At 36.8% G+C, this 26,674-nt stretch carries 24 protein-coding genes and 1 pseudogene; 18 read left to right on the plus strand and 7 right to left on the minus strand.

Annotated elements, in window-relative coordinates; genetic code table 11:
- Window positions 1-205: 205 nt before the first annotated feature.
- On the minus strand, window positions 206-1,930 hold the full coding sequence (locus AC4G3O_RS09720) for an ABC transporter ATP-binding protein (RefSeq protein ID WP_066100223.1): 1,725 nt from the start codon (window positions 1,928-1,930) through the stop codon (window positions 206-208).
- A 202-nt stretch (window positions 1,931-2,132) separates the two neighbouring features.
- On the opposite strand from AC4G3O_RS09720, the gene AC4G3O_RS09725 reads away from it, so the two are divergent.
- From AC4G3O_RS09725 to AC4G3O_RS09735, 3 genes are read left to right on the plus strand one after another with little or no spacing between them, the layout of a single operon-like run.
- Window positions 2,133-3,584 carry an ABC transporter permease gene (locus tag AC4G3O_RS09725; protein ID WP_373925463.1) on the plus strand — a complete coding sequence of 484 codons (1,452 nt, stop codon included), beginning with the start codon at window positions 2,133-2,135 and terminating at the stop codon, window positions 3,582-3,584.
- A gap of 14 nt (window positions 3,585-3,598) precedes the next feature.
- Entirely contained in the window at window positions 3,599-5,074 is a 1,476-nt protein-coding gene (locus AC4G3O_RS09730) for an ABC transporter permease (RefSeq protein ID WP_491136100.1), read from the plus strand.
- Between the two features lie 47 nt (window positions 5,075-5,121).
- Entirely contained in the window at window positions 5,122-6,930 is a 1,809-nt protein-coding gene (locus tag AC4G3O_RS09735; RefSeq protein WP_375138403.1) for an ABC transporter substrate-binding protein, read from the plus strand.
- Between the two features lie 162 nt (window positions 6,931-7,092).
- Here the strand turns inward: AC4G3O_RS09735 and AC4G3O_RS09740 are convergent, their stop codons facing one another.
- Window positions 7,093-7,854: a TPM domain-containing protein gene (locus AC4G3O_RS09740; RefSeq protein ID WP_066102243.1), complete on the minus strand. Its 762-nt coding sequence runs from the start codon at window positions 7,852-7,854 to the stop codon at window positions 7,093-7,095.
- Entirely contained in the window at window positions 7,854-8,369 is a 516-nt protein-coding gene (locus AC4G3O_RS09745; protein ID WP_180349931.1) for a LemA family protein, read from the minus strand. Before AC4G3O_RS09745 ends, AC4G3O_RS09740 begins: the two co-directional genes overlap by 1 nt.
- Before the next feature lie 485 nt (window positions 8,370-8,854).
- Here AC4G3O_RS09745 and AC4G3O_RS09750 point away from each other — a divergent pair.
- The 5 genes and pseudogenes from AC4G3O_RS09750 to AC4G3O_RS09770 all read left to right on the plus strand — a co-directional run bounded on the left by AC4G3O_RS09750 (window position 8,855) and on the right by AC4G3O_RS09770 (window position 12,275).
- Window positions 8,855-9,597: pseudogene (locus AC4G3O_RS09750) on the plus strand (TspO-related membrane protein).
- A gap of 11 nt (window positions 9,598-9,608) precedes the next feature.
- A complete protein-coding gene (locus AC4G3O_RS09755; protein WP_066100214.1) occupies window positions 9,609-9,926 on the plus strand; it encodes a hypothetical protein in 318 nt (105 codons plus the stop codon).
- A 313-nt stretch (window positions 9,927-10,239) separates the two neighbouring features.
- Window positions 10,240-10,614 carry a hypothetical protein gene (locus AC4G3O_RS09760; protein ID WP_491136101.1) on the plus strand — a complete coding sequence of 125 codons (375 nt, stop codon included), beginning with the start codon at window positions 10,240-10,242 and terminating at the stop codon, window positions 10,612-10,614.
- A gap of 234 nt (window positions 10,615-10,848) precedes the next feature.
- On the plus strand, window positions 10,849-11,502 hold the full coding sequence (locus AC4G3O_RS09765; RefSeq protein ID WP_066100207.1) for a response regulator: 654 nt from the start codon (window positions 10,849-10,851) through the stop codon (window positions 11,500-11,502).
- Between the two features lie 104 nt (window positions 11,503-11,606).
- Window positions 11,607-12,275 carry an EAL domain-containing protein gene (locus AC4G3O_RS09770; RefSeq protein ID WP_491136102.1) on the plus strand — a complete coding sequence of 223 codons (669 nt, stop codon included), beginning with the start codon at window positions 11,607-11,609 and terminating at the stop codon, window positions 12,273-12,275.
- Window positions 12,276-12,405: 130 nt separating this feature from the next.
- Here the strand turns inward: AC4G3O_RS09770 and AC4G3O_RS09775 are convergent, their stop codons facing one another.
- A complete protein-coding gene (locus tag AC4G3O_RS09775; protein WP_066100201.1) occupies window positions 12,406-13,116 on the minus strand; it encodes a DsbA family oxidoreductase in 711 nt (236 codons plus the stop codon).
- A gap of 472 nt (window positions 13,117-13,588) precedes the next feature.
- Here AC4G3O_RS09775 and ppc point away from each other — a divergent pair, with 472 nt between their 5' ends.
- From ppc to AC4G3O_RS09820, 9 genes are all read left to right on the plus strand, one after another.
- The gene (ppc, locus tag AC4G3O_RS09780; RefSeq protein ID WP_139891202.1) at window positions 13,589-16,339 is read left to right on the plus strand and encodes a phosphoenolpyruvate carboxylase; all 2,751 of its coding nucleotides are present in this window, start codon (window positions 13,589-13,591) and stop codon (window positions 16,337-16,339) included.
- A 518-nt stretch (window positions 16,340-16,857) separates the two neighbouring features.
- Window positions 16,858-17,319 carry a competence protein ComK gene (locus AC4G3O_RS09785; protein ID WP_175354212.1) on the plus strand — a complete coding sequence of 154 codons (462 nt, stop codon included), beginning with the start codon at window positions 16,858-16,860 and terminating at the stop codon, window positions 17,317-17,319.
- A gap of 378 nt (window positions 17,320-17,697) precedes the next feature.
- On the plus strand, window positions 17,698-17,919 hold the full coding sequence (locus tag AC4G3O_RS09790) for a DUF2187 family protein (RefSeq protein WP_066102241.1): 222 nt from the start codon (window positions 17,698-17,700) through the stop codon (window positions 17,917-17,919).
- 739 nt (window positions 17,920-18,658) lie between these two features.
- On the plus strand, window positions 18,659-20,197 hold the full coding sequence (locus AC4G3O_RS09795) for a class I adenylate-forming enzyme family protein (RefSeq protein WP_066100192.1): 1,539 nt from the start codon (window positions 18,659-18,661) through the stop codon (window positions 20,195-20,197).
- Between the two features lie 24 nt (window positions 20,198-20,221).
- Window positions 20,222-21,112, plus strand: a complete 891-nt coding sequence (locus tag AC4G3O_RS09800; RefSeq protein WP_139891201.1) for a R2-like ligand-binding oxidase — start codon at window positions 20,222-20,224, stop codon at window positions 21,110-21,112.
- Between the two features lie 109 nt (window positions 21,113-21,221).
- Window positions 21,222-22,400: an acyl-CoA dehydrogenase family protein gene (locus AC4G3O_RS09805; protein ID WP_491136103.1), complete on the plus strand. Its 1,179-nt coding sequence runs from the start codon at window positions 21,222-21,224 to the stop codon at window positions 22,398-22,400.
- Window positions 22,401-22,482: 82 nt separating this feature from the next.
- Window positions 22,483-23,247, plus strand: a complete 765-nt coding sequence (locus tag AC4G3O_RS09810; protein WP_066100185.1) for a beta-ketoacyl-ACP reductase — start codon at window positions 22,483-22,485, stop codon at window positions 23,245-23,247.
- 14 nt (window positions 23,248-23,261) lie between these two features.
- Complete coding sequence (locus AC4G3O_RS09815; protein WP_066100182.1) at window positions 23,262-23,711, plus strand: MaoC family dehydratase N-terminal domain-containing protein; 450 nt, start codon at window positions 23,262-23,264, stop codon at window positions 23,709-23,711.
- A complete protein-coding gene (locus tag AC4G3O_RS09820) occupies window positions 23,708-24,118 on the plus strand; it encodes a MaoC/PaaZ C-terminal domain-containing protein (protein WP_066100179.1) in 411 nt (136 codons plus the stop codon). Before AC4G3O_RS09815 ends, AC4G3O_RS09820 begins: the two co-directional genes overlap by 4 nt.
- 39 nt (window positions 24,119-24,157) lie before the next feature.
- Here AC4G3O_RS09820 and AC4G3O_RS09825 read toward each other — a convergent pair whose 3' ends face one another.
- Together AC4G3O_RS09825 and AC4G3O_RS09830 are read right to left on the minus strand one after the other, a co-directional pair.
- Entirely contained in the window at window positions 24,158-24,514 is a 357-nt protein-coding gene (locus AC4G3O_RS09825; RefSeq protein ID WP_491136104.1) for a helix-turn-helix domain-containing protein, read from the minus strand.
- Window positions 24,515-24,739: 225 nt separating this feature from the next.
- Window positions 24,740-25,330, minus strand: a complete 591-nt coding sequence (locus tag AC4G3O_RS09830) for an FtsB family cell division protein (RefSeq protein ID WP_066100175.1) — start codon at window positions 25,328-25,330, stop codon at window positions 24,740-24,742.
- Between the two features lie 213 nt (window positions 25,331-25,543).
- On the opposite strand from AC4G3O_RS09830, the gene AC4G3O_RS09835 reads away from it, so the two are divergent.
- Window positions 25,544-26,065 (plus strand): type 1 glutamine amidotransferase domain-containing protein, encoded by a 522-nt coding sequence (locus AC4G3O_RS09835; RefSeq protein WP_139891198.1) that lies wholly within the window; start codon window positions 25,544-25,546, stop codon window positions 26,063-26,065.
- Between the two features lie 62 nt (window positions 26,066-26,127).
- On the opposite strand, the gene AC4G3O_RS09840 is transcribed toward AC4G3O_RS09835, so the two are convergent.
- Complete coding sequence (locus AC4G3O_RS09840; RefSeq protein ID WP_066100171.1) at window positions 26,128-26,430, minus strand: hypothetical protein; 303 nt, start codon at window positions 26,428-26,430, stop codon at window positions 26,128-26,130.
- Window positions 26,431-26,674 lie beyond the last annotated feature (244 nt).

A 26,674-nucleotide genomic window follows, 5' to 3' on the forward strand; every position in this document is an offset into this window, starting at 1 on the left:
GAAACATAAGTTTTTTCTGTGAGTATATGAAAGAAGAGTTTAGACAGATCAACATTGATTATACTTACTATATACTGCCAGACGAGCAAAATTTCCAGTTTGTGTATCCAGTTGTGGAAGAGCTGGTTATGTAAAAAACAAAGAAGTGGAAAGAGGCATTCAGGATCTTGGATGCCTCTTTAAGTTTTCAAACCAATGATTAAGGCTAAATGGCAACCCAGTGTCCGGCAGACACTTCCACTAGTTTTGTGTTTTCAACATTATACTCTTTTTTCTCTGTTTTAATTGATCCATCATTTTTTCTTTTTTGTGTTTCAATCTTTGGATCCGGGATAGGGATCGAGGCCAATAACGATTTTGTGTAATCATGCTGAGGGTTAGAATATAATTCTTCACTTTCGGCCAACTCTACTATTTTTCCTTTATACATGACGGCTACCCTATCGCTAATGTGTTTAACCATGGAAAGATCATGAGCGATGAACAGGTAGGTGAGACCGAGACGTTGTTGCAAATCTTCCATCAATTCAACGATCTGTGCTTGGATGGAGACATCGAGGGCTGATAATGGCTCGTCACACACGATGAAGGCAGGGTCGACTGCTAATGCCCTGGCGATACCGATTCGTTGTCTTTGCCCTCCAGAGAATTCATGCGGATATCTCATCGCGAATGCAGGATCCAAACCAACCATATCAAGCAAAGTCTCAACCCGTTTCTTTCGATTTGATTTATTGGTGGCGAGATGATGGACATCCAGTGCTTCACCTATGATATCCAATACCCGCATCCTTGGATTGAGAGAAGCATAAGGATCTTGAAAGATCATTTGCATATGACGCCGCATGATGAGCATTTCATTAGGAGAAAAGTCGTTTAGCGCCATACCTTTAAAAAGAATATCCCCTCCGGTAGGGGTATGTAATTGAAGGATTGAGCGTCCGGTAGTGGATTTACCGCTTCCTGATTCGCCGACGATTCCTAATGTTTCCCCAGCTTTAATACTGAAAGAAATATCATCTACTGCTTTTATTGTATTGCCTTTGCCAATATCGAAGTATTGCTTAAGATTGCGCACTTCCAGCAACGGGACATCTTCAGTATTTCTGATTATATTAGGTACCGGTTTCAATTTCTTCTTTTCATTTAGTTTCGGAAGTGCATGAAGTAACTTCTTTGTATAAGGGTGAGTGGGTGAGGTAAAGATTTTCTCTGTCGAACCAGTCTCTACAATTTCCCCGTTTTGCATGACGGCTACTCGGTCGCACATTCCAGCTACTACACCAAAGTCATGCGTGATTAAAATGATTGAAGTTCCGAACTTTTCTTGCATCTTCTTCATTAGATTAAGGATTTGCGCCTGAATGGTGACGTCAAGAGCAGTTGTAGGTTCATCTGCTATTAGCAAAGACGGTCGGCATGCCAATGCTATTGCAATCATTACCCGCTGTCTCATTCCCCCAGAAAATTCATGAGGATACTGTTCATAGCGAATTTCGCTGTCCTTAATACCGACCAATTCCAACATATCGAGCGCTTGGTTTTTGGCTTGTTTATCGGATAGATTTTCGTGTTTTATTAATCCTTCTGCAATCTGATCTCCGATTTTCATGGTCGGATTCAAAGATGTCATTGGATCTTGGAATATCATTCCGATATCGCGTCCACGAATGACCTCCATTTCTTTTTCTGAGTATTTCCCAATATCTTTTCCGTTAAAGAGAACCGTTCCGTTCTTTCGTCTGGCGCTCACTGGTAACAGCTGCATGATTGAACGTGCAGTGACGCTTTTACCACTGCCTGATTCACCGACAATTCCTAAGGTTTCTCCTTTATTAAGTGAAAAGCTGATATTTTGTACAGCTTGAAATTCCTGTTCTTCTTGTTCAAAAGATACCGATAAGTGTTGCACTTGCAGTAATGAATTCATCAAAAGACACCTGCCAAATCATCATATTGGTCCAAAAAAGGCTAATGGATATATTTCCTCGTACTGTTGACTTTTACCAATTGCTAAAATAAAATATACTATACCACTCGGAAAAGTGCAATTATTCTTAAATCTTTTGTTTATACGAATGATTATATGTATTCGGCTAAATGCTGAAGGAAAAAAGGAGGGGATATTATTGATTAATGAGCAGGAGTGGAAGGGGAACCATTCTTTTGTACAGAGGATAGATCAAATTTTTAGGAAAATGATGGCTAACTCTGCATATAAAAGTTTCCTCCTGATTTTGGGGGCTCCGCTCTTTTTAATTGTTATGTTTTATTATCTTTTCAAAAGAAACAAAGGTAGTTATACAGCTGCAGAAGCAGAGCTAAAGCAATCCCTTATCGATTCTGGCCATTTCACTGCTTTTAAGAAGGACTATCAGGATCAGCTTAGAAAAAAGCGGGATTTCTTTGACAAGAAAGTAGACGATAAGGAGATTGAGCAAAAAGCAACCCAACTTGCCGAGCATCGATTAAATGTCTATATATCAGAGTTAATGGTCTCTTCGACTCGCGATGATAGTGAACCGTGGAAAGGGAAGATGCAGTTCGAGGATGTATTTTCTGTATTGCTCCGCGAAAGGTGGTTCTTCTTCATTTCCTTCATTGCTGGTTTTTTTATGTACATATTGATGTTTATCTTTAGTTACCCTTATGTAAAATACGTGATGGAACGTTTAATCATGACTATTTTCGTTGTTTTGGGTGTAAGTATACTTGTCTTTACGATTTTGTATATTTCACCGTTCAATCCTGCTGCTAACATATTGGGAGAAACGGCAACGAAGGAGCAGATTGCCGCATTCAATACTTTGCATGGATTGGATCAGCCCTACTTTATTCAATTACGAGACACCATAATCGGAATCTTCACTTTTGATCTAGGTAGTTCTTTTGCTGGAAATGAAGACGTGATATCTTCCATTATGCGTAAGTTTCCAATTACATTGACGATCGCCGTCTTTTCTTTATTGCTCGCAGTACTGGTCGCATTACCAACCGGAATCATTTCGGCTATCAGAAGGAATACAATCTTTGATCATTCTTTTATGTTAATTGCCTTGCTTGGACTATCAATTCCGAGTTTCTGGCAAGGGCTGATCTTCATATTGGGCTTCTCGGTTCATTTAGAATGGCTACCTGCAACGTATCGTGCTAACAATTGGCTTTCGCTAATCATGCCTGTCGTGGTACTTGGAACAGGACTGACAGCTGCAGTTGCCAGAATGACCAGGTCATCGACACTTGAAGTCATACATGAAGATTATATGTTGACGGCAAGGGCAAAAGGTTTAAGTGGAAAAAGAGTTGTCATGAGACATGCAGTACCAAATGCTCTTATCCCAATTATTACGGTGATAGGACTACAATTTGGAGGAATGCTCGGAGGGGCAGCAGTCACAGAAAAAGTGTTTAATATCAGCGGTCTGGGCAGTTATATTGTCGATAAACAATTTATACCGGATGTGCCGGCAGTAATGGGCGCTGTCATCTATACAGCCATTATCATTTCTATTGTTAATATGTTCATCGATATCTTGTATGCATTCTTTGATCCGCGGATTCGGCATAAGATGAAACAATACTAAAGCAGGTGTATGAAATGAATAGTTTAAAAGCTTCACAGGAATATAGACAGGCGAAGTTCGCTTTAGGTATTTCTTTGATACTTACAATCATTTTTCTGCTAAATGTCTATGATTTCAAAAGTATGGAAAGTAGAGGATTTTTCTTATGGATGTTTGGGATTTATACCTGCTTTACTGCCATACAGGGCATTTTGCTGAGGAGAATGAAAATAGACTTACTGGAAAAAGGAGATATTTCGATTATTACCAGGAGGTTGGGGATTATTCAACTGGCAAGTCTATTCAGCGGGAATGTCTTTTTGACAGCAGCTGCGTTGATCTTGATTAAAAAGAAGAAAAATCTCTATTACTCTCTTGGAATTTATATGCTATTGGTTGATTGCTTTGTAATAGGTGTTTCTGCCCTTAATTTGTTTAAACCGTATGTGTCAAACAGTTTTATGACAGGAATGGCTACCTTGATTGCGATAACATTGTTCCATCTGTTAGGTGTTTTGTTGCTCCTGAAAGGGAGACTGCATAAGAAGGCATCCATCATTGTCGCTATTTTCTTTCTGTTGAGCACCCTTACCGGAAATCTGTTTTCTCTAGTGTTTGGAATAACGATCCTACTAAGGGCTAGAAATCTGCAGTATGGTGTTAAGACTGAGTGGGAATCAATATGGGAAAGGTTATCAAAGCATTTTGCAGCGATGCTGAGTTTGTTTTTTATCATCTTTCTGTTCATGATTTCAGTGTGCAGTATGTTTACTTTTGAAATGAGTCTTGCAATCGAAAATAATTACGGAGCAATCTTGCAATCTCCGAGTCTCGTTTATCCATTCGGTACGGATAATTTCGGCAGGGACGTTTTTTCCAGGCTTGTATTCGGTGCTAGAATATCACTCATTGTTGGTTTCCTGGCTACCCTTATTCCTGTATTGATCGGAGGATTCCTAGGTGCCATCTCAGGCTATTATGGCAGACATACTGATAATATCATCATGCGGCTTTTAGATATTTTATATGCTATCCCAGGTATTTTGCTGGCGATTACAATCATTGCTGCCTTTGGAGCTAATACTGTTAATTTGATTATCGCCTTAAGCGTAGGGGCTATTCCTACATATGCCAGGACGATGCGCGCTAATGTGCTCCAGGTTTCTAATTATGAATTTGTAGAGGCTTCGAGGGCTCTTGGAGTAAAGGATCGTGCCATCATTTTCAAACATATCATCCCTAACTCCATGGCTCCTATGATCGTGAAATCCACTTTAACAATAGGTGCAGCTGTCATATCGACAAGCAGCTTAAGTTATCTTGGACTTGGGGTTGAACCACATATACCAGAATGGGGAAATATTTTGCGAATTGGAAGCGCCTACTTGGAATCTAATCCTTATCTTGCTATTTTTCCTGGAGTAGCAATCGTTTTGCTTGTGTTGTCATTCAATTTTCTTGGGGATGGTCTGAGGGATGCACTTGATCCTAAGCTTGATCGATCATCCTGATTATGAAAAGAAGCTTTATCAAATATGAATCATTTGGGGGAGTTATTTTGAAGATAAAAGGATTTATGCCGTTATTGCTTGTATTCTTATTGGTTCTTAGCGCATGCACAGTCCAAACAAAAGATGATGTAAGTAATAAAGTTAATGATGGTGAAAAAAAGGAAGCTATTGAGATTGAAATATTGAGTACGAGTGCCAACGAGTCAGATGTAAATATTCTTCGTGATCAACTTACGAAAAATGGATTTGAAGTCAAATTGAATCTTCAACCGGATTTCGGAAGCTTTAAAGCACAGGAAGATGCAGGCAATTTCGATGTGTCTATGTCGAGTTGGACCACAGTTACGGGTAATCCGGATTATGCGGTGCGATCGTTGTTTATAACAGGAGGGGATTATAGCATTATATCAGATCCTAAATTGGATAAATTGATTAATAAAGCATCTACTCAAACTCCAGAAGAATATAAAGGAACCTACAAAGAGTTAGAAGACCACCTTGTATTTGAAAAGGCTTATATTGCTCCTTTGTATATATCCAACAAAAATCAAGCGGTTAATACAGATATATTGAAGGAAAAATCCGTACGTTTGTCGAAGTCGCGGGCCTTGGCGTGGGATTCAATTGATTTTGCCGATACTACAAAGCGTGATAAGGAACCTTTGAAATTGACACAGTCGATGTCTACGCTAACTTCTCTTGATCCAATCAAAGGGAATGATGGTTCCATCAACCAATTGAATACAAATATGTATATACGTTTGGTGAATTTGACTGACGATGATAAAATCACCTCGGATGCATCCTTATCGTTGAATCATGCCATTGCTGAAGGAAATACGGAATATTATTTTGTACTCAGAAATGACATTCGGTTTGCTAAAGTAGAAAATAAAAAGGCAGTTGACTCAGGTGAAAGAGTCGGAGCAGAAGATGTCATATTTTCCTTGAATCGTGCGAAAGACAAAGATTCCGTACCGGACCACAGAACATACAGCTTGCATGAGCATATCAAGAAAGTAGAAATCGTTGAGGACGTGGCGAGCCTTGAATCAGTGAAGCTTTCCAATGAGAAAGGCACCGTAAAGGACGCTCTTAATAAAGATCTGGAAAGTGAAATAACGGGACTAGTCAAAGCAAAAGAGGATGCCGATCAAAAAAATGGGAAGTATCAAGTCGTAAAAATGACAACAACTGAGCCATTCCCACAGGTGTTGAATTATCTGGCCCACCAATCTGCAGGAATTGTTTCGAAAAAACAAGTTGAAAGCATCAATACTTATGATGTAGCTTCTTTCGATGTCAAGAAAGATATCCCTTATGGAGATCAAAGTACGGTAACCGAGGGCAGCCAATATAATAACACGTTATATACAAGCGGACCTTATATAATGCTGTACAAAAATGACTATGAAGCTGTATTCCAAAAGAACCCTGCTTATATGGAAGGGGGAGAATACGAACCATATATTAATAGAGTTTCCGTACGATTTATCAAAGACCCTGATAGCGCATTTAGTGCACTACGAAGCAGTGAAATCGACATGCTATCCGGTGTACCAGAAACAAAGTTTGATATTCTTAAGGAAGACAGCAAGATGAAACTACAAAGCATCCAGAGTAATGCCGTTTCTTACTTGTTATTTAACACGAAAAATCGTGATGTTGCACAAAGTGAGAACTTAAGAAAGGCAGTTCTTTATTCCATTAATCAGGATGAGTTCATTCAATTCTATAAAGGCGATAAAGCAAAGGCTATTTCAACCGTCAGCCCGCTTGTTGATACAGGTAACGAATTATCCCCTGATGCTGAAAAAGTCAAAAAAGCTTTAGAAGCCTATCGCTCTGAAAAGTAAATAGAAACAAAAAAGAATCCCGAAAAGGATTCTTTTTTGTTCAGTATGACTGATTAAGAATATATTCTGTATATACAAAATACGAAACTGGGAAAGGAAAACAAACTGATTTTCTATCGCCGGGTTCAATTATGGTATTGATTAGTTATAGGTATTTATAATTTACCAGCCTCTCGAAGCCCCGCCGCCGCCAGATGAACCGCCACCGCCGCCGCGATTTCCACCTCCACGACCTCCGCCGTTCCTTGAAAATGCAGACAGAATGTGAAGAAGCATATAAGTAAATGTACCACCAAAGAAAGTCATATCAATAATGATAAATGTAACAAGTGCAGCTCCTATTAATAGTTTTTTCCAGGTCGCCATACCGCCTTCATTATTTACTTCGGAGACATAAGCTTTCGAATCGGTTGATTCATTTAGTTGATATTCCTGAGAGACGACATTAAATAATTCCTTATACGTATTGATGACAGCCTCGTTAGGTTGGTTAGATTGCATATATGGAATAGTATACGTGTCCAATATTCTGCCAACCTTTCCATCAGGCAATGCCCCTTCAAGACCGTATCCAACTTCAATACGGGCTTTTCTATCCTTATTCGCTATTAATAAAAGGACACCATTATTAAGTTCCTTATCACCTAGCTCATATGTACGGAAGGCATCCAGTGCGTATTCTTCAGGTGTTTGATTATCTAAAGTATTTACGGTTAACACAGCAATTTGGGCTTTTGTTTGATCTTCCAATGTACGACCTAACTGAATCAACTGTTGTTTCTCACTGTCATCTAATAGATTGGCGAAATCCTGAACGTAAATATCCCCTTGTGGTTTGGGAACAGCTGCGGACACTGGACTTCCAATCAAGCTGACCAATAAGAATAAGAAAGTCGCCATTGAGTGGAGAATTCTTTTAAACATCATTCAGTTCCATTAAAATCTACTGTCGGTGCCTGCTCTGCGCCATCAGCAGCTTTAAAATATTCCTTGCTATCAAAATTAAATAATCCGGCAATCAAGGCACCGGGAAATTGCTTCACTTTTTTATTATAAGTGGATACTTCCGTATTATAATCCTGTCTTGCTACAGCAATCCGATTTTCAGTACCGGCCAGTTCATCCATTAATTGCTGGAAACTTTGATTGGCCTTCAGATCAGGATAGTTTTCAACAACAACTAATAGTCGATTTAATGCACCTGTAAGTTCATCATTGGCCGTTGCTTGTTCCTGCGGTGTATTAGCACCGGCAAGATTTGCACGAGCAGTTGAGACATCATTTATAACGGCTTCTTCATGCTCGGCATACCCTTTAACGGTATTAACTAAATTAGGAATTAAGTCCATCCTTCTTTGTAATTGGTTGTCGATCTGGGAATAAGCTTTATCGACATTCTCTTCTGCGTTCACAAAGCCATTATAACTCGAAGCAAACATAGCGATTATAATGCCAATAACCACAACCCCAGCAAGTAATATGATTGATCCTCTTTTCAATATTTTTGCACTCCTTTCTTACACTATATAACGTTTGATGGGTGAAAAAGTTTCATTAATCATCATACCCCTAAATATAAAAAAGCAATCTTAGTTGAAAGGCTTCATTTCCTAATTATAATGGGGTTTACCTAATAAAAAGAATGTTTTAATTAATATTCTTGCCAAATTGTCAGGTTAGTATAGTAAAGAGAAATGTTAAAGAGAGGTCAGTCTAAATCAGATAATAATTTGCAAGCAAGTTGAAGCCAATTGAATAAAATGCGACAGAGTACTGTCGGCCATTTATTATCTAAACAGTATAGGAAGAGTTTTGTTGAACTATTCTCCAAGTTCTAGGTGATAACCTGGCTATTGTATTAAATGGTTAAAGGGTTGTGAATTGAGGAATATATTGACTATCTTATTCTTGGAAGGGGTTGTTTATGATTAGACGGGAGTTAAATACTCTTGTCTTTATCTTAATTGTGGTTATTAATGCTTTGGCTAACTTGCTGCCAATCAACGGTCAGACGACAGGAGAAATATCAAATCGAATTGATGTATTAATCACACGTGCAGGTTACGCATTTTCTATCTGGTCTTTAATATTTTAATAGGTATATGGATTATTCGACAGTATCCAAGGGAGCGTCGAGGATTGCCTGTTTATACAAATACTAGCATTATATTTATGTTAAGCGGGCTATTGAACTGTACGTGGATCCTGACCTGGCATTATGAATATTTCATAGCTAGTCTTGCTGTTATGTTTACCTATTTAATCAGTTTGATCATCTTGTATAGGCGAATGAAAAATAGCAATCCTGGCTTATTAGACATCGCACCATTTTCAATCAATCTTGGATGGATTAGTGTTGCGACAATTGTTAATGTAGCTTATGTATTGAAAGAATATGGGTGGGACGGCTTTGGTTTATCCGGTGAGATATGGACAGCTATTATGCTTGTGGTTGGTACAGGACTGGCGATTATCTTTAAATTTAAGGAATCGAATTATTGATATCTCTTTGTCTTTGTTTGGGCATACAATGCGATTGGAATTCGTAATCAGGAGACTTCAGAGGGCATTGCCTACATGGCATATGGGTTGGCTGTTATCATCTTTATTGCATCATGTATCCCGGTAAACAAACAAAAACAAACATATAACCACAACGTAAGGTAGATAAATAGTTAATGTTAAAGAGGCTGGGACAAATAAAACGAAATAAAGACAATAGAGCTCAGCATAATCCTCCTTCAAATATACCGATCAGAATGCTAGTTTATAAATTTGAAAGGGATATGAAGGGTATACATAAAAGAAAGTTTGGAGAATTATTCCGTGATTGGCTGAACCGGATTCATTTAAATAATGATGAGCTGAATCGTCAATTAAGCGAAATATATGAAAGATCTCGTTATGGGGAAGAGGATATTCCGAAAAACGATGTAAAGGTATTTAAAGAGATGCTTAAGCAAATTAAGAAACAATTGGATAAATCAGCTGAATAATTGGATATAAATAGATATGATAAGCACCGACTGGATAATAAATAACAAAAATATATTATAGCACGTGCAATAATGAATTAAATTTATAGCAATGTAATAATACAGCTGCCCACAGATTTTCTTCTAGAAGGATAAAAATTTCATGATTATTAGTTAGATAAATAAGTAAAAGGGCTTATCTTCCTTAAATATTAAAATGACTTTGGGCATCTTTTCATATCCGTAGGTAACGACTTATACTAAAAATATAAATTAGTCAGAATATTTTGTATTATGGAATTGGAAAAACTCTAAAGCAGGGAGGATGAAAGATTTGTTGATTCATTCACACGAAAAGAGTTTACATAAAAATAGAAGCAGGATAAGTACACAGGTACCCTATATGGATAATCCGGATCAAAAACTTGATGTTTTATTAAATGTAGCCGGGAATGTACTTTTGGTTCAAGGTTATCTGATGGAATTTGAGAAGATGATTCAATTATCTAAAGATGCAAAAAGGATAAAGAGACAGTACATAAAAATTATGAATTATATTAATGCGGAATTGCATGAAGATTATCGGGAATATTATTCAGAACGTGCCCAAACTTTATATGCTGAGTATATGAGATCATCTAAAAAAAGAAACTTTGGAGGAATCCATATACTTCATAGATACATACCACAGCGTAAATCCATCTATTAATAACTAATCATATTATTTTTCTGATCTTTATAAGAGCCTCATTTCCTTTTTAGGGAATGAGGCTCTTAGTTTATTTTACAATACTAGGAATACTTAGGAAAAAAGTATATACTTCGACAAAACTTGTTATTATACTAGGACTATAGACTTGTTTTACCAAAAATTACAAATAGGTAAAGTGTATAAAACTTTTCAATAATCCAGTAACGAAGGGTAAGAAGTGATGTGGAATGTATGAGTAAAATAAATATTCTTATAGGAGAGAGTCAGGCCATTATTCGTGATGGATTATTTATGATTTTGAAGGATGAACATGACTTTGAAATGACAGGTTGTGCTGGAGATACTGATAGTCTTATAAAAATGATGTCTGAGCAAAAACCAGATGTAATACTCCTTGATAGCAATCTTCCTCCAAATGGAGGGAATGAAGCCTTAGCAATCATTAAAAATGCCTATCCTTCCAGTCAAGTAATCATGCTTGCAGCGGATACAAATGAAGATGAAATCATCGATAGTATCAAAAAGGGAACAACCGGGTATATTTTAAAAAATGTGGAAACGAAGCATCTTCTTTATTCAATTAGGCAATGCGTGAATGGGCATATCGTACTGCCCTCTATTATTCAAAAGAATTTAATTATGTATTTACAAAATGAACCATCATCGCCAATACCAATTAAACTGGAGAAACAGGGAATTAACCTGAACGATCGGGAACATGACATTATTAAACTATTGTCAGAAGGGCATACAAATGAACAAATAGCCCACTATTTATTCTTATCTAATGGTACAGTTAAGAATTATGTAAGTCAGCTATACAGAAAGTTTAAAGTAAATAACCGTTCAGAATTGATGGCTTATATATATTCTTTAGTGAATTAAATAAATAGGAATGAAATAGTCGATTGAACTTCACCCAAGAATGGTCGATAAATAGAGTGGGATTCTTTTTAATACTCACTAAATTATTGATTAGGCTGCTAGAAATGAAAAGAGGTGAGCTATCTTTGTTTAGTCATTATTATACCTATGGATTCATGTCGCCGGCTGTATTCATCAAGATAGCTGAAGAGGCCAAACTTATTGTACCGCTTGAAAGGTTAATTATCCGCCAAGTATTCCAGCAAATTAAGGTATGGAAAAGGGAAGGGATATATATTCAACTTATTTCAATAAATATATCTGTTATTCATTTTTCACAGGAGGACTTTGTTGAATTTTTTGCAGAAGCATTAAAAGAATATGGGTTAACCGGGAAAGAAATTGGTATTGAAGTGATCGAAACTATCATGATGCATGATAAACAGGAAAATAATCATTTATTACAACAGCTCCGTCAAATGGGGATACAAGTCAGTATTGACGATTTTGGAACCGGATATAGTTCATTTAGTTATTTAAATCAATTGGCTGTTGACACTTTAAAGATTGATAAAAGCTTTGTTGATGATTTCGAAAGTAATAGTAAAATCATTTCTGCTATTATTTCGATGTCACATTCTCTAAATTTGAAAGTAATCGCTGAAGGTGTGGAGACGGATAAGCAGATGGTATTTCTAAAAAGTATCCGCTGTGACGAAGTCCAAGGTTATTTATATTCAGAACCTGTGCCTGCACATGAACTAAAAACAAAGCTTAGGAGAATCGCTAATTAACTAGTAAATTAGGTCCTTGTTCTTATGCATAGAACAAGAGGCTTTTTAGTTGAGGGAAAGTATCTGTCCAAAAATAAAAAACGCGAGCAAGGCTATTAGGATCTATTGCCTTCTCGCGTTTTATTCAATTTTAATCGAAGCATCCATCATCTGTGCAAAATTCATTTACATGTTGTTTGTTTGAAGCGGTCATTAATGCCATATCATATTCTTCTTCCCATACATCCTGAAGCACTTCTTTAAGTGTTTCAGTGCTTTGGGCTCCGGAGATGGCATATTTATTATTGAATACGAATAAAGGGACTCCCTTAACTCCTATTTGTTCGGCTATTTGTATATCCTCATTTACTTGTTGTTTATATTGCTCCGTGTTAAGTACATCTAGTACTTCATGTCCGGGAAGTCCTATTTCATTTGTAAGTTTCAGAAGGGTTGCGCGGTCTCCTATATGCAGTGATTCAGAAAAATAAGCTTTAAGTATTCGTTCAGTCATCTCCTCGCTTTTCCCATACTCCTTAGCATAGTGGGTAAGACGGTGAGCATCTGTTGTATTTGTAGGAATCATTGAATCAAAGCGAAATATAATCCCTTCTTCGCGGGCCTGTTCAGATATATGTTCATTCATTTTTCTGGCATGGTCAACTGTAGTGCCATATTTAGCAGCAATAAGCTCATGAATATTTGAATTTGATTTCTTTGGAGCATCAGGCTGCAGTTGATAGCTGTGAAAATGTACTTCTATCTGATCTTTGTATATGAATTCAGCTATGGCGGCTTCTAATCGCCGTTTCCCTATATAACAGAAAGGACAAGCATAATCGAACCATATATCAACTCTCATTTTTCAAGCCTCCCTGGTCTATCTGGTTGTATGTTCAAAGTATACATTTTCAAATAGGGCATGACAATATACATGCTTGCAGGTGTGTGTCTTATCGGGTAACAGTTCGGAGTTTAATTGCTCTATGTAGTTTGCCTTAGATACATATTATACATGTTGATATATATATGAATGCTGCAACCAGAGTATCTGGACTAATTAAATTTTCCGCTTTTGAACAAAGGAATACTGCATTGGATTTACAAAGGAATCCTGATAAATACAGTTATTTTATTTGATTATAATGACTTTTACAACAATGGAATAATCCTTTTTAAAAAGCGAAAGAGATATGTCACTTTATACATGGTTATCAATAAAACAATGAAATTGAGTTAAATAATGTCATTTATTTAGATAGTTATATATAATTAATAGAAATACTCGAAATATTTGAAGTATTTATTGGTTAGAGAGTGGGAGGGATTTTTGAGTGGTCACAAAACAGGATACGAATCAGCCGTTGCGCAAGGAAGTAAAATTGCTAGGCAATATACTAGGAGAGGTTCTCATCTATCAGGGTGGACAAGAGCTTTTTAATACCGTTGAAAAGATTCGTACAATGTGTAAATCTCTTCGTTTACACGTGGAAGATGAGACGTATCATACATTAAAAAAGGAAATAGAAATGCTTAGCCCAGAGACAAGAATGCAAGTTATTAAGGCTTTTTCCGTTTATTTTCACTTAATAAATGCAGCTGAACAAAATCATCGTATTCGACGAAAGCGTGAATATCAACTGAACAATTCCGATGAGCAGCCTGGTTCAATTGAAAAAGCCATCCAATCTATGAAGGATAAAAATATTAGTGGTGAAATTATACAGCATGTTCTTGAACGAATATCACTGGAATTGATTATTACTGCCCATCCTACAGAGGCGGCTAAACGGTCTATATTAGAAATCCAAAAGAGATTATTACTTCTCCTTAAAACGCTTAATAATCCTATGTTAACCGAAAATGAATATAAGGAAATTAAAGAAGACCTCTATAATGAGATTACTACTTTATGGCATTCTGATGAATTAAGGGACAGGAAACCAACAGTCATTGATGAAGTCAGAAATGGATTGTATTATTTTGATAAGATTTTCTTTGATGTCATACCCGAAATACATCAGGAAGTAGAAGACAAATTGACTGAACATTACAGCGGTGAAATCTGGAATGTGCCAAATTTTCTTCGATTCGGTTCATGGATTGGAGGGGATCGGGATGGAAATCCGTATGTAACCCCAGCTGTTACATGGGAAACTCTAAATAGACACAGAGCATTAGTTCTCAAAAAATATGAAAAGGCTTTAATTGAATTAATGAAACGTTTATCTCACTCAACAGTCCAAATTAGAGTTGGTGATGAGATAATGAGATCGATAGAATTGGGAGAATCAAAATATATAAACGACGATAAAAAATGGCCTGTCAAAAATGAAGCGTACCGTCGTAAATTGGCTATTATGGTTGAACGTGTCCGCATGGTGGCTAATGATGAACGAGGGTATCAAACATCGGAAGAACTGCTTGAGGATCTACTGATGATTAAAGAAAGTATAGATACGCATCATCCAAAAGGGCATCAGTTAAAGCTTTTACATAAATTAATTAGACAGGTTCAGTTGTTTGGCTTCCACCTTGGAACATTGGATATTCGAAATCATAGTGATGAGCATGCAGGTGCCATTGATGAAATCCTAAGGAAAATTAAGATTACAGACAGTTATGCAAATTTGACTGAGCCAGAAAAAGAAAAGCTGCTGGAAAAATTGTTGATGGATCCAAGGCCGCTATTGCTAGACAATGAAGAATATACCAAGGAAACGCAGGAAATTATTACGGTATTTAAATTAATCAAAAAGGCCCATAAAGAATTTGGAAAAGCATCCATTAGGGTCTATATCGTCAGTATGACACGTTCGGCAAGTGATTTGCTGGAAGTTTTATTATTGGCCAAAGAAGCGGGATTATATAAGCTTCATGCAGATGGTACAGTTGAAAGTGATTTGAATGTAGCTCCATTACTAGAAACAATAGAAGATTTGTCAAACGGACCTGCTATTTTAAAAGCATTGTTTGACCTGCCAGTTTATCGTGAGCATCTAAGAAAGCTGAAAAACCAGCAGGAAATTATGCTGGGGTATTCGGATGGCAGTAAGGATGGGGGGACTCTGACCGCCAATTGGAAGCTTTATAAAGCACAGATAGAACTGCATGAATTGGCAAAGGAATATGATATTTCAACAAAATTCTTTCACGGCCGTGGTGGTTCTCTTGGCCGTGGTGGCGGGCCTTTGAGCAGAAGTCTTCTCTCTCAGCCGCTCGAAACACTGGGAGACGGGGTGAAAATAACAGAGCAAGGAGAGGTATTATCGTCTCGTTATTTAATAGAAGACATCGCATATCGTTCCTTAGAGCAAGCAACGTCAACGCTTCTGGAAACGGCTGCTAATGTTTCGAAATCTTCTGAACAAGGCCATTTAAGGGATGATAGCTGGGTACGCGCCATGGAAAGTATCTCTGATATCTCTTATGAAAAATATCAGTCACTTGTATTTAAGGATGAAGGTTTTTTAACTTACTTTAACCAAGCTACACCTCTAAAAGAAATTGGTGAACTGAATATTGGTTCCAGACCGATGGCTCGTAAAAACAGTGATAAGTTTGAAAATTTACGAGCTATTCCCTGGGTGTTTGCCTGGACACAAAGCAGACAGTTATTTCCTGCTTGGTATGCTTCCGGTACTGGTCTAGCAACATACGCATATAAAGAAAAAGGCAATATAGAGACATTGAAAGAGATGTATCAGGATTGGCCATTCTTTAGATCCACAATTGATAATTTGCAAATGGCATTAATGAAAGCAGATCTTAAAACAGCGAAAGAATATGCTGATTTGGTTGAAGATCCTTTAATTGGAGATCGGATATTTGAGGATATAGTGGAAGAGTACAACAAAACCAAATCAGTTCTGCTTGAGATAACTGGAGATGAAGAATTACTTGATCAAACACCGAATATTAAGGATTCAGTTCGTCTTCGAAATCCTTATGTGGACCCATTGAATTTCATTCAAGTTCACTTAATTAAAGAACTAAGAAGTTTAAAGGAAGTGGATACCCAATTAGTTGTTCAGGTATTACATACGATTAATGGTATAGCCGCAGGTCTTCGTAATACAGGATGATTGATTAAGGTAGGGAGGATGACAGTAGAGTCATCCTTCTTTTTATTTTCTTGAGATGCGTAAAAGCATTTATTTGAATTTATTGTGAAAAATTAAAAATTAAATTTTACAGGTAAATTTTCTCCGAATTTAAAGGTTTTCCTACGGGAAACATGAAAATTATACGGTAAAAACTGCTTATTTATTATGATTTTGCTATAATACCAATTTCAAAATATATTATTATAATATAAAAACCTAAGGATGTAAATAAACGATAGATTTTAAGGTAAAGACGCTTATAAAAAATGATATAGGAAAGATTTGGAGAAGAATGTCGGTTGTCATATAATTATTTAAGGATAGGATAAAAATCCTATCTATTTCCAGGAAAGGAGATTAAGAGGATATCAGAAATTGGGCCTGCAGTCTGGGGGACCGGGCCCAATAGTCTGTTGCTGGGTACACCAACATAATAGTAGTATACCCATTATTGAATAGAAAGCAAATATAATTCAAAAAGGGTGGAGTATATGATAGTGGAAAACAGACCATATATTAGGATAGATACAAAGGTTTTATTACCCGTTTTTGTGGAAGGTTATTTGTATACTCAGTTATATTTTCAGGATACTTTTTATATGGTGGAGAAATCTCCGCTTGCTATTTTAAAAGACAGTATCATTGGCTATGGTGCTGATTATCAAGGGGCAAAAAACAGTTCAAAATCATATCTGGGAGGAAGTTATATTTTGCCTCTGCAGATTAGCGGCCAACATAGTATTTATATGTTTCCGACTCATTCTTGTCGTGATGTAGAATGTGCTTGGATAGCACTAGATCACTATCGAGGATGCGACCCGATTGATAGTAGTGAGTGTTACGTATACCTTTCCAATCAAACAACTATAAACATTAATTGTAAAGCATCCATACTAATGAAACGATATAATAACGCATTAAAGCTAAAAGATAAAATAGAAAAGTTCAGTCTCACTTAATGATCTTTCTTTGAAATCATGAAGGCTGTTTAATAGAAAGTTTCGTAATTTTGAAAAATGATATTCTAAAAGTTTAGATTAAAAGAATTCAGCACTAGACTGGATTCTTTTTTGTTAGGTTTTAAGTGCAAAGCGACAGACGTACTGCTACTTCTATCTATTTAAGATATAAATAGTAAATAATCAGAATAGTAGTTATTTTAGAAAACAAAATGAGAAAATAGACTCTTTTTTTTGAAAACTCAATTGATTCTTAATACTATTTGTGTTAAATTCTATGTAAATGGTCACAAATTACACTGATTTGTTGAATTAATTACTAAATTATGCATAAAAATTTATATATTAGTCTGATGAGGAGGAAAAGAAGTGGATAATATGCTACTAAATGAACTTGCTATAGAGGATAAAGGTAAAGTGGGAGATATCGTTGAATTTGAGCGACGTGGTCTTTCTATTTTAGGAAAAGTATCAATTGTTAGGGAGTTATCATGTATTGTTGAAATAGATGAAGAAGTAGCAGAGCATTTTTGTTATGAAACACCGAGAACGGTCGTGCGCCATAATAATTACAAAGTAGTTAGATCATCATCCATGTAACCTGTATCTGTCTATAAAACTAGCACTTAAACTGAATGAAATAGATTTAATAATCTGAAATATTCATATATAGATAAAAGCACTCGGTTTATGAACTGTACATAAAAGTTAGCTGCTTATCTAACTTTCTTAGTTCAGATTTTTATGCTGAGTGCCTTTATCTGTTCATTCTTCTTGTAACCAGGGACTTGGTCTATCAATCTGTATAAAAAGCTGGTTATTCCCACAACAAAAAAAATTTATTCCCCCAACAAATTATCATAATAATTTTTCTGAATATTTAAAATTATAGGTAGGAATTTAAAGGTCGTGTAAAGAACATATTGTAAGAAGCATAGTGGAATTAATCATCTGAAAAAAGATAGCTTTGTTAGTATCGACAGTTTTGTAAAATTTTATTTGAAAACGCTTACATGAAAAGGGGGTGTTTAATAGGCTATGTTTATTCTTTTATTTACGTCCTGGAGTCTTTAGATAAAAAGGTAAAGTAGTACCGTAATCTTTCTTTGTTTCTAATATGCAAGAGAATGGTTAACTGCTACATTGAAAATCCTTTGGTAAATTTATGAATCCTCTGAGGTATCGTAGCGTTTTAAATAGGAATAACACTTCAAGATTAGCAGTGTTCAGTTTGATATAATTGGTAGTTTTAATTGGTAGGTCCTTATAGGAAGCTTCAAGCTGGAGACATGAGAATTTATTTTTTTTGTGAAAAATTCCGCGAATTGGAGGAGAAAAAGTGAAGCTATCACAATTGCTTGATTCGAATATCGAAAAATTCGATGAGTACTCTTTTTTATTCTATGGAAACAAGCAATTTACAAATGTAGAGACAAGGAGATATGCCAATCGATTGGCCAATGGATTTAGAAATAGAGGGATTCAGCCAGGAGACAGAATCCTTGTCATTATGCCAAATATGCCTGAAGTATTAATTGCGTATCAAGGGATAACAAGAGCCGGTGCTATCATTGTACCTGTTATGTTTTCACTCCATCCAAAAGAAATTGCCTATATTGCCGCAAATTGCGGAGCCAAACTAATTATCACCTCTAAAATCATACTCGATCATATCCAACAAGCGATTGATTTATTAAACATAAAACCAACCGTAATTATTACAGATGATGATACTTCCAGTACTGCGATTAATATATATGAATATATGGATTCCAATGAGAATTTGGACAAGCGATTTTCTATAGATATCGATTCAAAAGATACTGCTGTTATTCTCTATACCTCAGGTACTACAGGTAACCCAAAGGGAGTTATGCTGACTCATTCAAACCTCTATTCAAATGCGGTTAACTCTGCCAAACATGCTAATACAGAGAGAGGAACGACACTCGGAATTCTTCCGCTAGCTCATGTGTATGGGTTAACCATATCAAATACATGTTACATAGTGGGAAGTTCAATTGTTATCTTCTCCAGGTTTGACCCTGCAAAAACATTAGCAGCAATAGAAAAGCACAGAATTAAATCGTTTGCCAGTGTTCCTGCCATGATTCATGCCTTGGTCTCGTATCCTGATTATAATCAATACGATCTTCAAAGCTTGGAATCTATAAGTTCAGGTTCTGCGCCATTACCCACTGCCTTGCTGGCAGCATTTGAAGAAAGGTTTGGGGCAAAGGTTTATGAAGGTTATGGATTATCTGAGGCCTCACCTATTGTTACAGCTCATAAAAAGGGTCAGCCGGTTAGACCCGGATCTGTTGGATTTCCTATACCGGGGGTACAAATTAAAATTGTGGATGGATTGGCTTTGGAGCTGCCAACCGGTGAGATTGGAGAAGTGGTGGTGAAGGGAGAAAATGTGACACCCGGTTATTTTCACAATGAAAGCGAAACAAACAACGTATTAATAGACGGTTGGTTGCATACGGGAGATTTAGGACGTATCGACGAAGATGGTTATTTATATATTGTCGACCGAAAAAAAGATTTAGTTATCCGAGGAGGGTTCAATATTTATCCACGTGATGTAGAGGAGATATTAAGTCAGCATCATGCGGTATCTGAAGTGGCTGTCATTGGAATACCAGATGCCAGTATGGGTGAAGAGTTGGTAGCATGCATTGTCAGGGAATCAAAAAAAGATATCCAGGAAGAGGAACTAATTGCATATTGCCAGGAACATCTTGCAAAAAATAAAACGCCAAGAAAAATATTATTTTTTGATGCACTACCGCGGAATGGTGTAGGGAAAATTCTGAAGACTCATCTCCGAACTGCCGCATCCGAGAGAATAATAGAGCGGGACTATAAATAATTTTAATGAAGGGAGTTTATAAATATGAGAGAAACCATTACAGCTACGTCAAGAGGCCTCTTGGTAGATTCATTTCCATATCGTTTGTATCAAAAAGCAAAAAGGGTGGGGACATGGAATCCAGCTGATATCGATTTTACAAAGGATGCTACGGATTGGAAGCAGGCAACACCGGGACAAAGGCATAGCATTCTTCGTCTTCTTTCACAATTTCAGGCAGGAGAAGAAGCTGTCACACTTGATTTATTACCGCTTATGATGGCAATTGCCAAGGAGGGACGGATTGAAGAGGAAATGTTCCTGACTACCTTCCTGTTTGAAGAAGCAAAGCATACTGAATTTTTTAGAGCCGTCTTGGACGCAATTGGAGAAAAGGGTGAGTTAAATCCTTTATTAACAGATACGTATAAGCAAGTATTTCAAGTCATTTTACCAAATGCAATGGATCGCCTGCTTACAGATCAATCACCTGAGGCGATTGCGGATGCCTCCACTGTATATAACATGTTTGTAGAAGGGGTACTTGCTGAAACGGGATATTTTTCATTTTATCAATCGCTGGAAAAATCAAATTTAATGCCAGGATTGCTTGAGGGAATTGGCAATTTGAAGAGGGATGAATCTCGCCATATCGGCTATGGTACTTACTTGCTTCAGCGTTTGATTTGTGAGCATCCTCATATATATGATGATGTTGTCATGAAACGGATGGCGGAGTTAACGCCGCTGGCTCTAACAATTGTGGAAGAGGGATTAACAGATGCGGATATAGAGGCATTTGGGACAAGCCCTGAAGAGGTTGTTAACTTTTCCATGAAGCAGCTTCAAATTAGAATGGATATTCTATCAAGGGCGAGAGGAAAGAAAATTGAAGAGATCTATAGAACTTCTGAAAGCGAAGTTGGCATGATTTAAGTAAGAACACTCGACTCTATAAATCTAGTAAATCTATTCAGATGCTCTATAGAGCATCTGTAAATAAAACATACCGACTGGTTAGTATTTAAATGATAGGGGGATTAGTATGTATTTACGTTTAACTGATGAACAAAAAATGGTTCAAAAAACAATTCGTAGATTTGTGGAAAAGGAATTAATGCCATTAGAAAATGAAGTGTTACGAAATGAACGAGAAGGGAAACCAAGCCTCTCTCCGGGTAAGCTTAAGGAATTACAATTAAAAGCGAAGGAAGCTGGATTTTGGGGCATTAACACACCTGAAGAATATGGCGGCGCTGACTTAGGTCAGATGATGATGGCTATTGTAGCTATTGAGGTAGCCAAAACATTTGTCCCTTTCACCTTTGGCGGTTCAGCGGACAATATTCTGTACTATGCAAATGATGAACAAAAGAAAAAATACTTGATCCCTACAATAAACGGTGACAAGAAATCCTGTTTCGCCATGACAGAACCAGGTGCAGGCTCGGATACGCAAAATATAAAAATGACAGCTGTAAAGAATGACTCAGAATGGGTCCTTAATGGAGAGAAGACCTTTATTACGGGAGGAAATGATGCTGACTTTGTTATGGCCATGGCAATTACCGATAAACAACAGCACATCGAATCAAGAGGTCGTGAAGGAGTAACCTGTTTTATCGTAGACCGTGATATGGGATGGCGTTCTGAGTTTATCCAAACGATGGGGGAAGGAGGTCCAGCCGGATTAGTCTTTGATAATGTTCGAGTTCCTGAGGAAAATATCTTAGGTGAATTGCATAAAGGATATAATTTAGGGCTTGAATGGATTGGCTTTGCAAGATGGATTGTAGGAGCGCGCGCTGTTGGTGCGGCTGAGCGATTATTGCAAATGGCAATTGATTATGCAAAGGAGCGTATCACATTCGGTAAACCAATTGCCGAGCGACAAGCCATTCAATGGCAGATAGCTGATTCTGCGGTTGAGATTGAAGCAGCGAGGTGGCTTACCTTAAATGCTGCATTTACTCTTGATCATGGGGAAGATAACCGGCATGTAGCGTCGATTGCAAAATTGTATGGGGCCAATATGGGAAATCGGGTGGTCGATCGGGTTTTACAAATTCATGGTGGTATGGGTTATACGAGAGAATTACCGATTGAGCGTTGGTACCGTGAAGCAAGACTTTGGAGAATTTATGATGGAACTGACGAAATCCAGCGAATGATCATCGCCCGTAATCTTATAAAAGGTCATGTTAAAATAGGAGAATTTAGCTGAATCAACTCCTAATAAAAGGAATTTTGTGGTTTTTGTAGAAATAATTAACGTTTATCTTATTTGAAAGGGATGTGAACGTAGCATGACTGGGAGATTTGAAAATAGAGTGGCCATTATTACCGGAGGAAGTAGAGGGATAGGTAAAGCAATTGCAGAAAATTTGGCAGTACAAGGTGCTAAGGTAGCGCTTTTTGATGTAAATGAAGAAGCACTGCAAGCGACTGCGGAACAATTTAAACAGAAAGAATTTGATTGTATGACTCGTGTTGCAGATGTTACTTCATCAGAGGAAGTGGAGAAAGCTGTAAAGGAAGTATATGAACACTATGGCGCTATTGATATTCTGGTTAATAATGCAGGAGTCATCCGAGATAACCTGATTTTTAAAATGACAGATACAGATTGGCAATTGGTAATGGATGTTCACTTGAAGGGCTCCTTTAATATGACTAGAGCAGCGCAAAAATATATGGTCCAGCAAAAGTATGGGCGCATTATTAATATCTCCTCCACCTCAGCGCTTGGGAACAGAGGGCAAGTGAATTATTCTGCAGCAAAGGCCGGTTTGCAGGGGTTTACTAAAACCTTGGCTATTGAACTGGGTGGGTTTGGTATTACGGCTAATTCAGTGGCACCTGGATTTATTGAAACAGATATGACAAAGGAGACAGCTGCTCGAGTCGGTATACCATTTGAACAGTTAATTGAAGCAAATGTTTCAATCATTCCTGTTGGACGCAGTGGTAAACCTGAAGATATTGCTAACGCTGTTTTATTTTTTGCTGATGAAAAGTCTTCGTTTGTAAACGGACAGGTTTTATATGTGGCAGGTGGACCTAAAAATTAATTGAGGTGAGATGAATGTTTGCTCAAGCAGTAGGCAAGAGATCAAATCGAGTGTTAAATAGAGTTGACAGAGAACGTGTTAAACAATTTGCCAAAGCAATTGGAGATGAGCATCCTATATATGTTGATCGGGAATATGGCAAGAAATCAAGATACGGTGAGAATATCGCTCCACCAACATATCCAAGAGTATTCAATTATGGAGAGTTAGAAGGTCTGGAGCTGCCATCTAAAGGACTAATCCATGGAGAGCAAATCTATCATTATGAGAGACCTTTATTAATAGATGAAGAAGTATATTGTTTTGCAAAAGTAAAAGATTATAAAGAGAGAACTGGAAGTAACGGAAAAATGGGCATTTTGCGGATTGAAAACAATGGTGAAGATAAAGAAGGAAATTCGATATTTACTTCTACCATTGTCATTATTATAAATGAAGTTGTGCAAAAGGAGTTGAAAGCATGACATGTTTGCTTGATATACAGACTGGTGATGAATTGGAAGAAGTAAAATTGGAACCTGTTTCTAAAGAAGCATTGGTTGAGTACGCTAATGCTTCTGGGGATCATAATCCTATCCATAAGGATGAGGAGCAAGCAAAAAGATTAGGACTTCCGGGTATTATAGCACATGGAATGTGGACAATGGGGAATCTGTCAAAACTGTTTACCCCTTATTATGAGGATGGATTTATAAAAGATTTTACAATTCGTTTTCGTGACATGGTCTTTTTGAACGATTCAATAAGATTAAAAGCAAAGCTTGAAACAAAATTAGAAAATGAGTTACATTTTATCGTTTCTGCTATTAATCAAAAAGAGCAGGAGGTACTGAAAGGTACCGTAGTGTATTATTTATACGAAACTAGTTAAATACAGGCAGCTTTTAAGCTGCCTGTATCCGGTAAATGATTAACGATAGAAGAGGCCTAATGAGATATCTAACAGACGCTGTTTTTCATCCTCTGTTAAGGTTCTGCCATATAGCACAATCTCATTCTCATGCATGAATTTATGCAAGTCATAGGATCCTTGTAACTGTGTTAATTCAGGTATTTTTCGTTCATTAGAGTTACCCAGTAAATAATCGACAGATACATCAAAATAATGGGCAAGGTCCAATATTCCGTCAATACTTGGTTCGCGTGTTTCCCGTTCGTAAGATCCCATGGTTGATTGTGCGACCCCTATAATAGCTCCTAGTTCTTCCTGTGACAAACGCTTCTCTTTACGCAACTCTTTTAACCTGCTTCCAAAAGAGGATTTCATGGTTGCTCCCACCTTTTACGAAACGTATTGTATATATATATTATAGGACAAAAGTTACAAATGAGCGAGTAATAAGGTGTAAAATGTCTCTTTATAGTACATTTTATATGTCTTTTTATCGTGCATAATTAGAAATCACCCAAATTGTGCCTATGATCTCTTTTATCCTTCTTGTTGTCTAAACAATGCCGTAATCCATATTTAAGTATTGCCAATCAGTATGGCTCAACCATTAATTTCGTAAACTTTTCCTGTTGTAACGTTAACTCCATACCATCCCCAGGTTGCGGTATGCTGGCTTTCTCCCTCATCAACTACTACTTCATATACATGTATAGATAAATCCTCAGTGCCTGATATCTTCCCTTGGACTTCGAAATGAACGTTTGATTCATTGGTATAATTAATATGATCCTTTACGAGATTAATAGCCTGATCCTGAGCGGATTCGAGATCAGAAGTGCCCTGTTGTTTTTCGTTTTCTTCATCAGACGAGAGTTTGGTTGTTTCATCTTCAACCGTATTCGTTGTATCAGCAGTGTTTATTTTATCTTCTGTGGAGTTTATATTTGAATCAACATCATCGGTAATAGGTGATTCCTCTTCGGCGTATTTTTCGATTTCTTTGTGTAAATTTATGATTTCCCTTTCCAACTGTTTATTGTTTTCTTTAGCAAGATTAATTTCTTTATTTAATTGTTCCAGCTCAGCGGAAGCTTTAGAATGCTGATAGTAATATTGAATGATTAATCCGAGGCTAAACAAACCTGCTAAAACAAATAATAGTACTATTTTTCTTGTGTTTAATTTTCTCATATGAATCTCCCTCTTGTTATTTTAATATAATTTTATAAATAAATAGGCTAGATGTGTAGTCTAAAATGCGAATATTCCGTTTTATCTTGAGTTGCTAAAGTGTGTTGATAAAATTGATTTAATAAATGCATAAGTGGTTGATATGATTACGAAGAATAGTTTTATAAGAATAGGGAATAGGTACATAAGAAATGATTGATAGGGAGTGACATTATGAGATTAAAGGATAAGAAGATTCTAAGTTTTGTACATCATGAATTTGAGGACCTCGAATTGTGGTATCCAATTCATCGACTGCGTGAAGAAGGAGCAATAGTTCATTTGGCGGGTGAACAGGCAAAAGTCAAGTATATTGGCAAGTATGGCGTACCCGCAGAAAGTGAGTATAGCTTTGCAGAAGTAAATCCAAATGATTATGACGCAGTTTTAGTTCCTGGAGGCTGGGCTCCTGATAAACTTCGCAGATTTCCAGAAGTATTAGAGTTTATCCAAAAAATGGATGAACAGCAAAAACCAATCGGACAAATTTGCCATGCAGGCTGGGTATTGATATCAGCTGATATTTTAAAGGGAGTAAAGGTGACAAGTACACCTGGAATACGAGATGATATGGTCAATGCAGGAGCTTCCTGGTATGATGAAGCGGTTATCGTAGACGGACATATTGTTTCAAGTCGACGCCCGCCTGATTTACCGGATTACATGCGTGAATTTATCAAAGTACTAGAGAACTAATAAAGAAGCCAGTGACTAAATGTAAACACTGGCTTCTTTATATTGTCTGTGGATCCTAAGACTTAAGATGGAATAGCTACTCTTAATTGTCGAATCACATTATTAATATATTTTCTGTTTTTGTAAATGAAAAGTTTTAATTGATCACCTGAAAGCTGTAGTTCATCTATGTCGCTATAAAACTCTCCCTTACCATGCGCTGTCCATTTTCCTTCTTTATCATAAAACATTAAGGTCCAGTGGCCACCTCTAATATGGTCTTCAAAGATAAAGTAATACTTCTTACCAACTTCATCATAAGAAGAGATAGATTTAAAATCAGCCAGGAATTGATCGATATCTTTTTTATACACAATGACCTTCATACAAGTTCCCTCCTAATTTATTATTCTACTCTTAACATGAGTTTTTTATAAGAAACATGTGTGTATGGTGTCCTATAAGATTTAATTATATAATTTTATCTGAATTTTCACCATAGCTAGATTTTCGATATTGTTAACTAAAATTTAATATGGAGAAAGTTCTTTTAAATGACCAAAACTGTAATATTTTTTATTTATAATTATTATAAATAAAAAGGGTTCTTGGAGAGCGAATGGGAAGGAA

This window comes from Bacillus sp. z14 (2026) (genome assembly GCF_058313575.1).

Coding starts and splice junctions, on each gene's coding strand:
- AC4G3O_RS09755 (WP_066100214.1), top strand. CDS start 9,609: ATGTTAAAGAGGCTGGGACAAATAAAACGAAATAAAGACAATAGAGCT.
- AC4G3O_RS09815 (WP_066100182.1), top strand. CDS start 23,262: ATGTTTGCTCAAGCAGTAGGCAAGAGATCAAATCGAGTGTTAAATAGA.
- AC4G3O_RS09770 (WP_491136102.1), top strand. CDS start 11,607: ATGAAAAGAGGTGAGCTATCTTTGTTTAGTCATTATTATACCTATGGA.
- AC4G3O_RS09805 (WP_491136103.1), top strand. CDS start 21,222: ATGTATTTACGTTTAACTGATGAACAAAAAATGGTTCAAAAAACAATT.
- AC4G3O_RS09835 (WP_139891198.1), top strand. CDS start 25,544: ATGAGATTAAAGGATAAGAAGATTCTAAGTTTTGTACATCATGAATTT.
- AC4G3O_RS09720 (WP_066100223.1), bottom strand. CDS start 1,930: ATGAATTCATTACTGCAAGTGCAACACTTATCGGTATCTTTTGAACAA.
- AC4G3O_RS09800 (WP_139891201.1), top strand. CDS start 20,222: ATGAGAGAAACCATTACAGCTACGTCAAGAGGCCTCTTGGTAGATTCA.
- AC4G3O_RS09775 (WP_066100201.1), bottom strand. CDS start 13,116: ATGAGAGTTGATATATGGTTCGATTATGCTTGTCCTTTCTGTTATATA.
- AC4G3O_RS09765 (WP_066100207.1), top strand. CDS start 10,849: ATGAGTAAAATAAATATTCTTATAGGAGAGAGTCAGGCCATTATTCGT.
- AC4G3O_RS09840 (WP_066100171.1), bottom strand. CDS start 26,430: ATGAAGGTCATTGTGTATAAAAAAGATATCGATCAATTCCTGGCTGAT.
- AC4G3O_RS09745 (WP_180349931.1), bottom strand. CDS start 8,369: ATGTTTGCTTCGAGTTATAATGGCTTTGTGAACGCAGAAGAGAATGTC.
- AC4G3O_RS09740 (WP_066102243.1), bottom strand. CDS start 7,854: ATGTTTAAAAGAATTCTCCACTCAATGGCGACTTTCTTATTCTTATTG.
- AC4G3O_RS09820 (WP_066100179.1), top strand. CDS start 23,708: ATGACATGTTTGCTTGATATACAGACTGGTGATGAATTGGAAGAAGTA.
- AC4G3O_RS09790 (WP_066102241.1), top strand. CDS start 17,698: ATGCTACTAAATGAACTTGCTATAGAGGATAAAGGTAAAGTGGGAGAT.
- AC4G3O_RS09825 (WP_491136104.1), bottom strand. CDS start 24,514: ATGAAATCCTCTTTTGGAAGCAGGTTAAAAGAGTTGCGTAAAGAGAAG.
- AC4G3O_RS09730 (WP_491136100.1), top strand. CDS start 3,599: ATGAATAGTTTAAAAGCTTCACAGGAATATAGACAGGCGAAGTTCGCT.
- AC4G3O_RS09830 (WP_066100175.1), bottom strand. CDS start 25,330: ATGAGAAAATTAAACACAAGAAAAATAGTACTATTATTTGTTTTAGCA.
- AC4G3O_RS09810 (WP_066100185.1), top strand. CDS start 22,483: ATGACTGGGAGATTTGAAAATAGAGTGGCCATTATTACCGGAGGAAGT.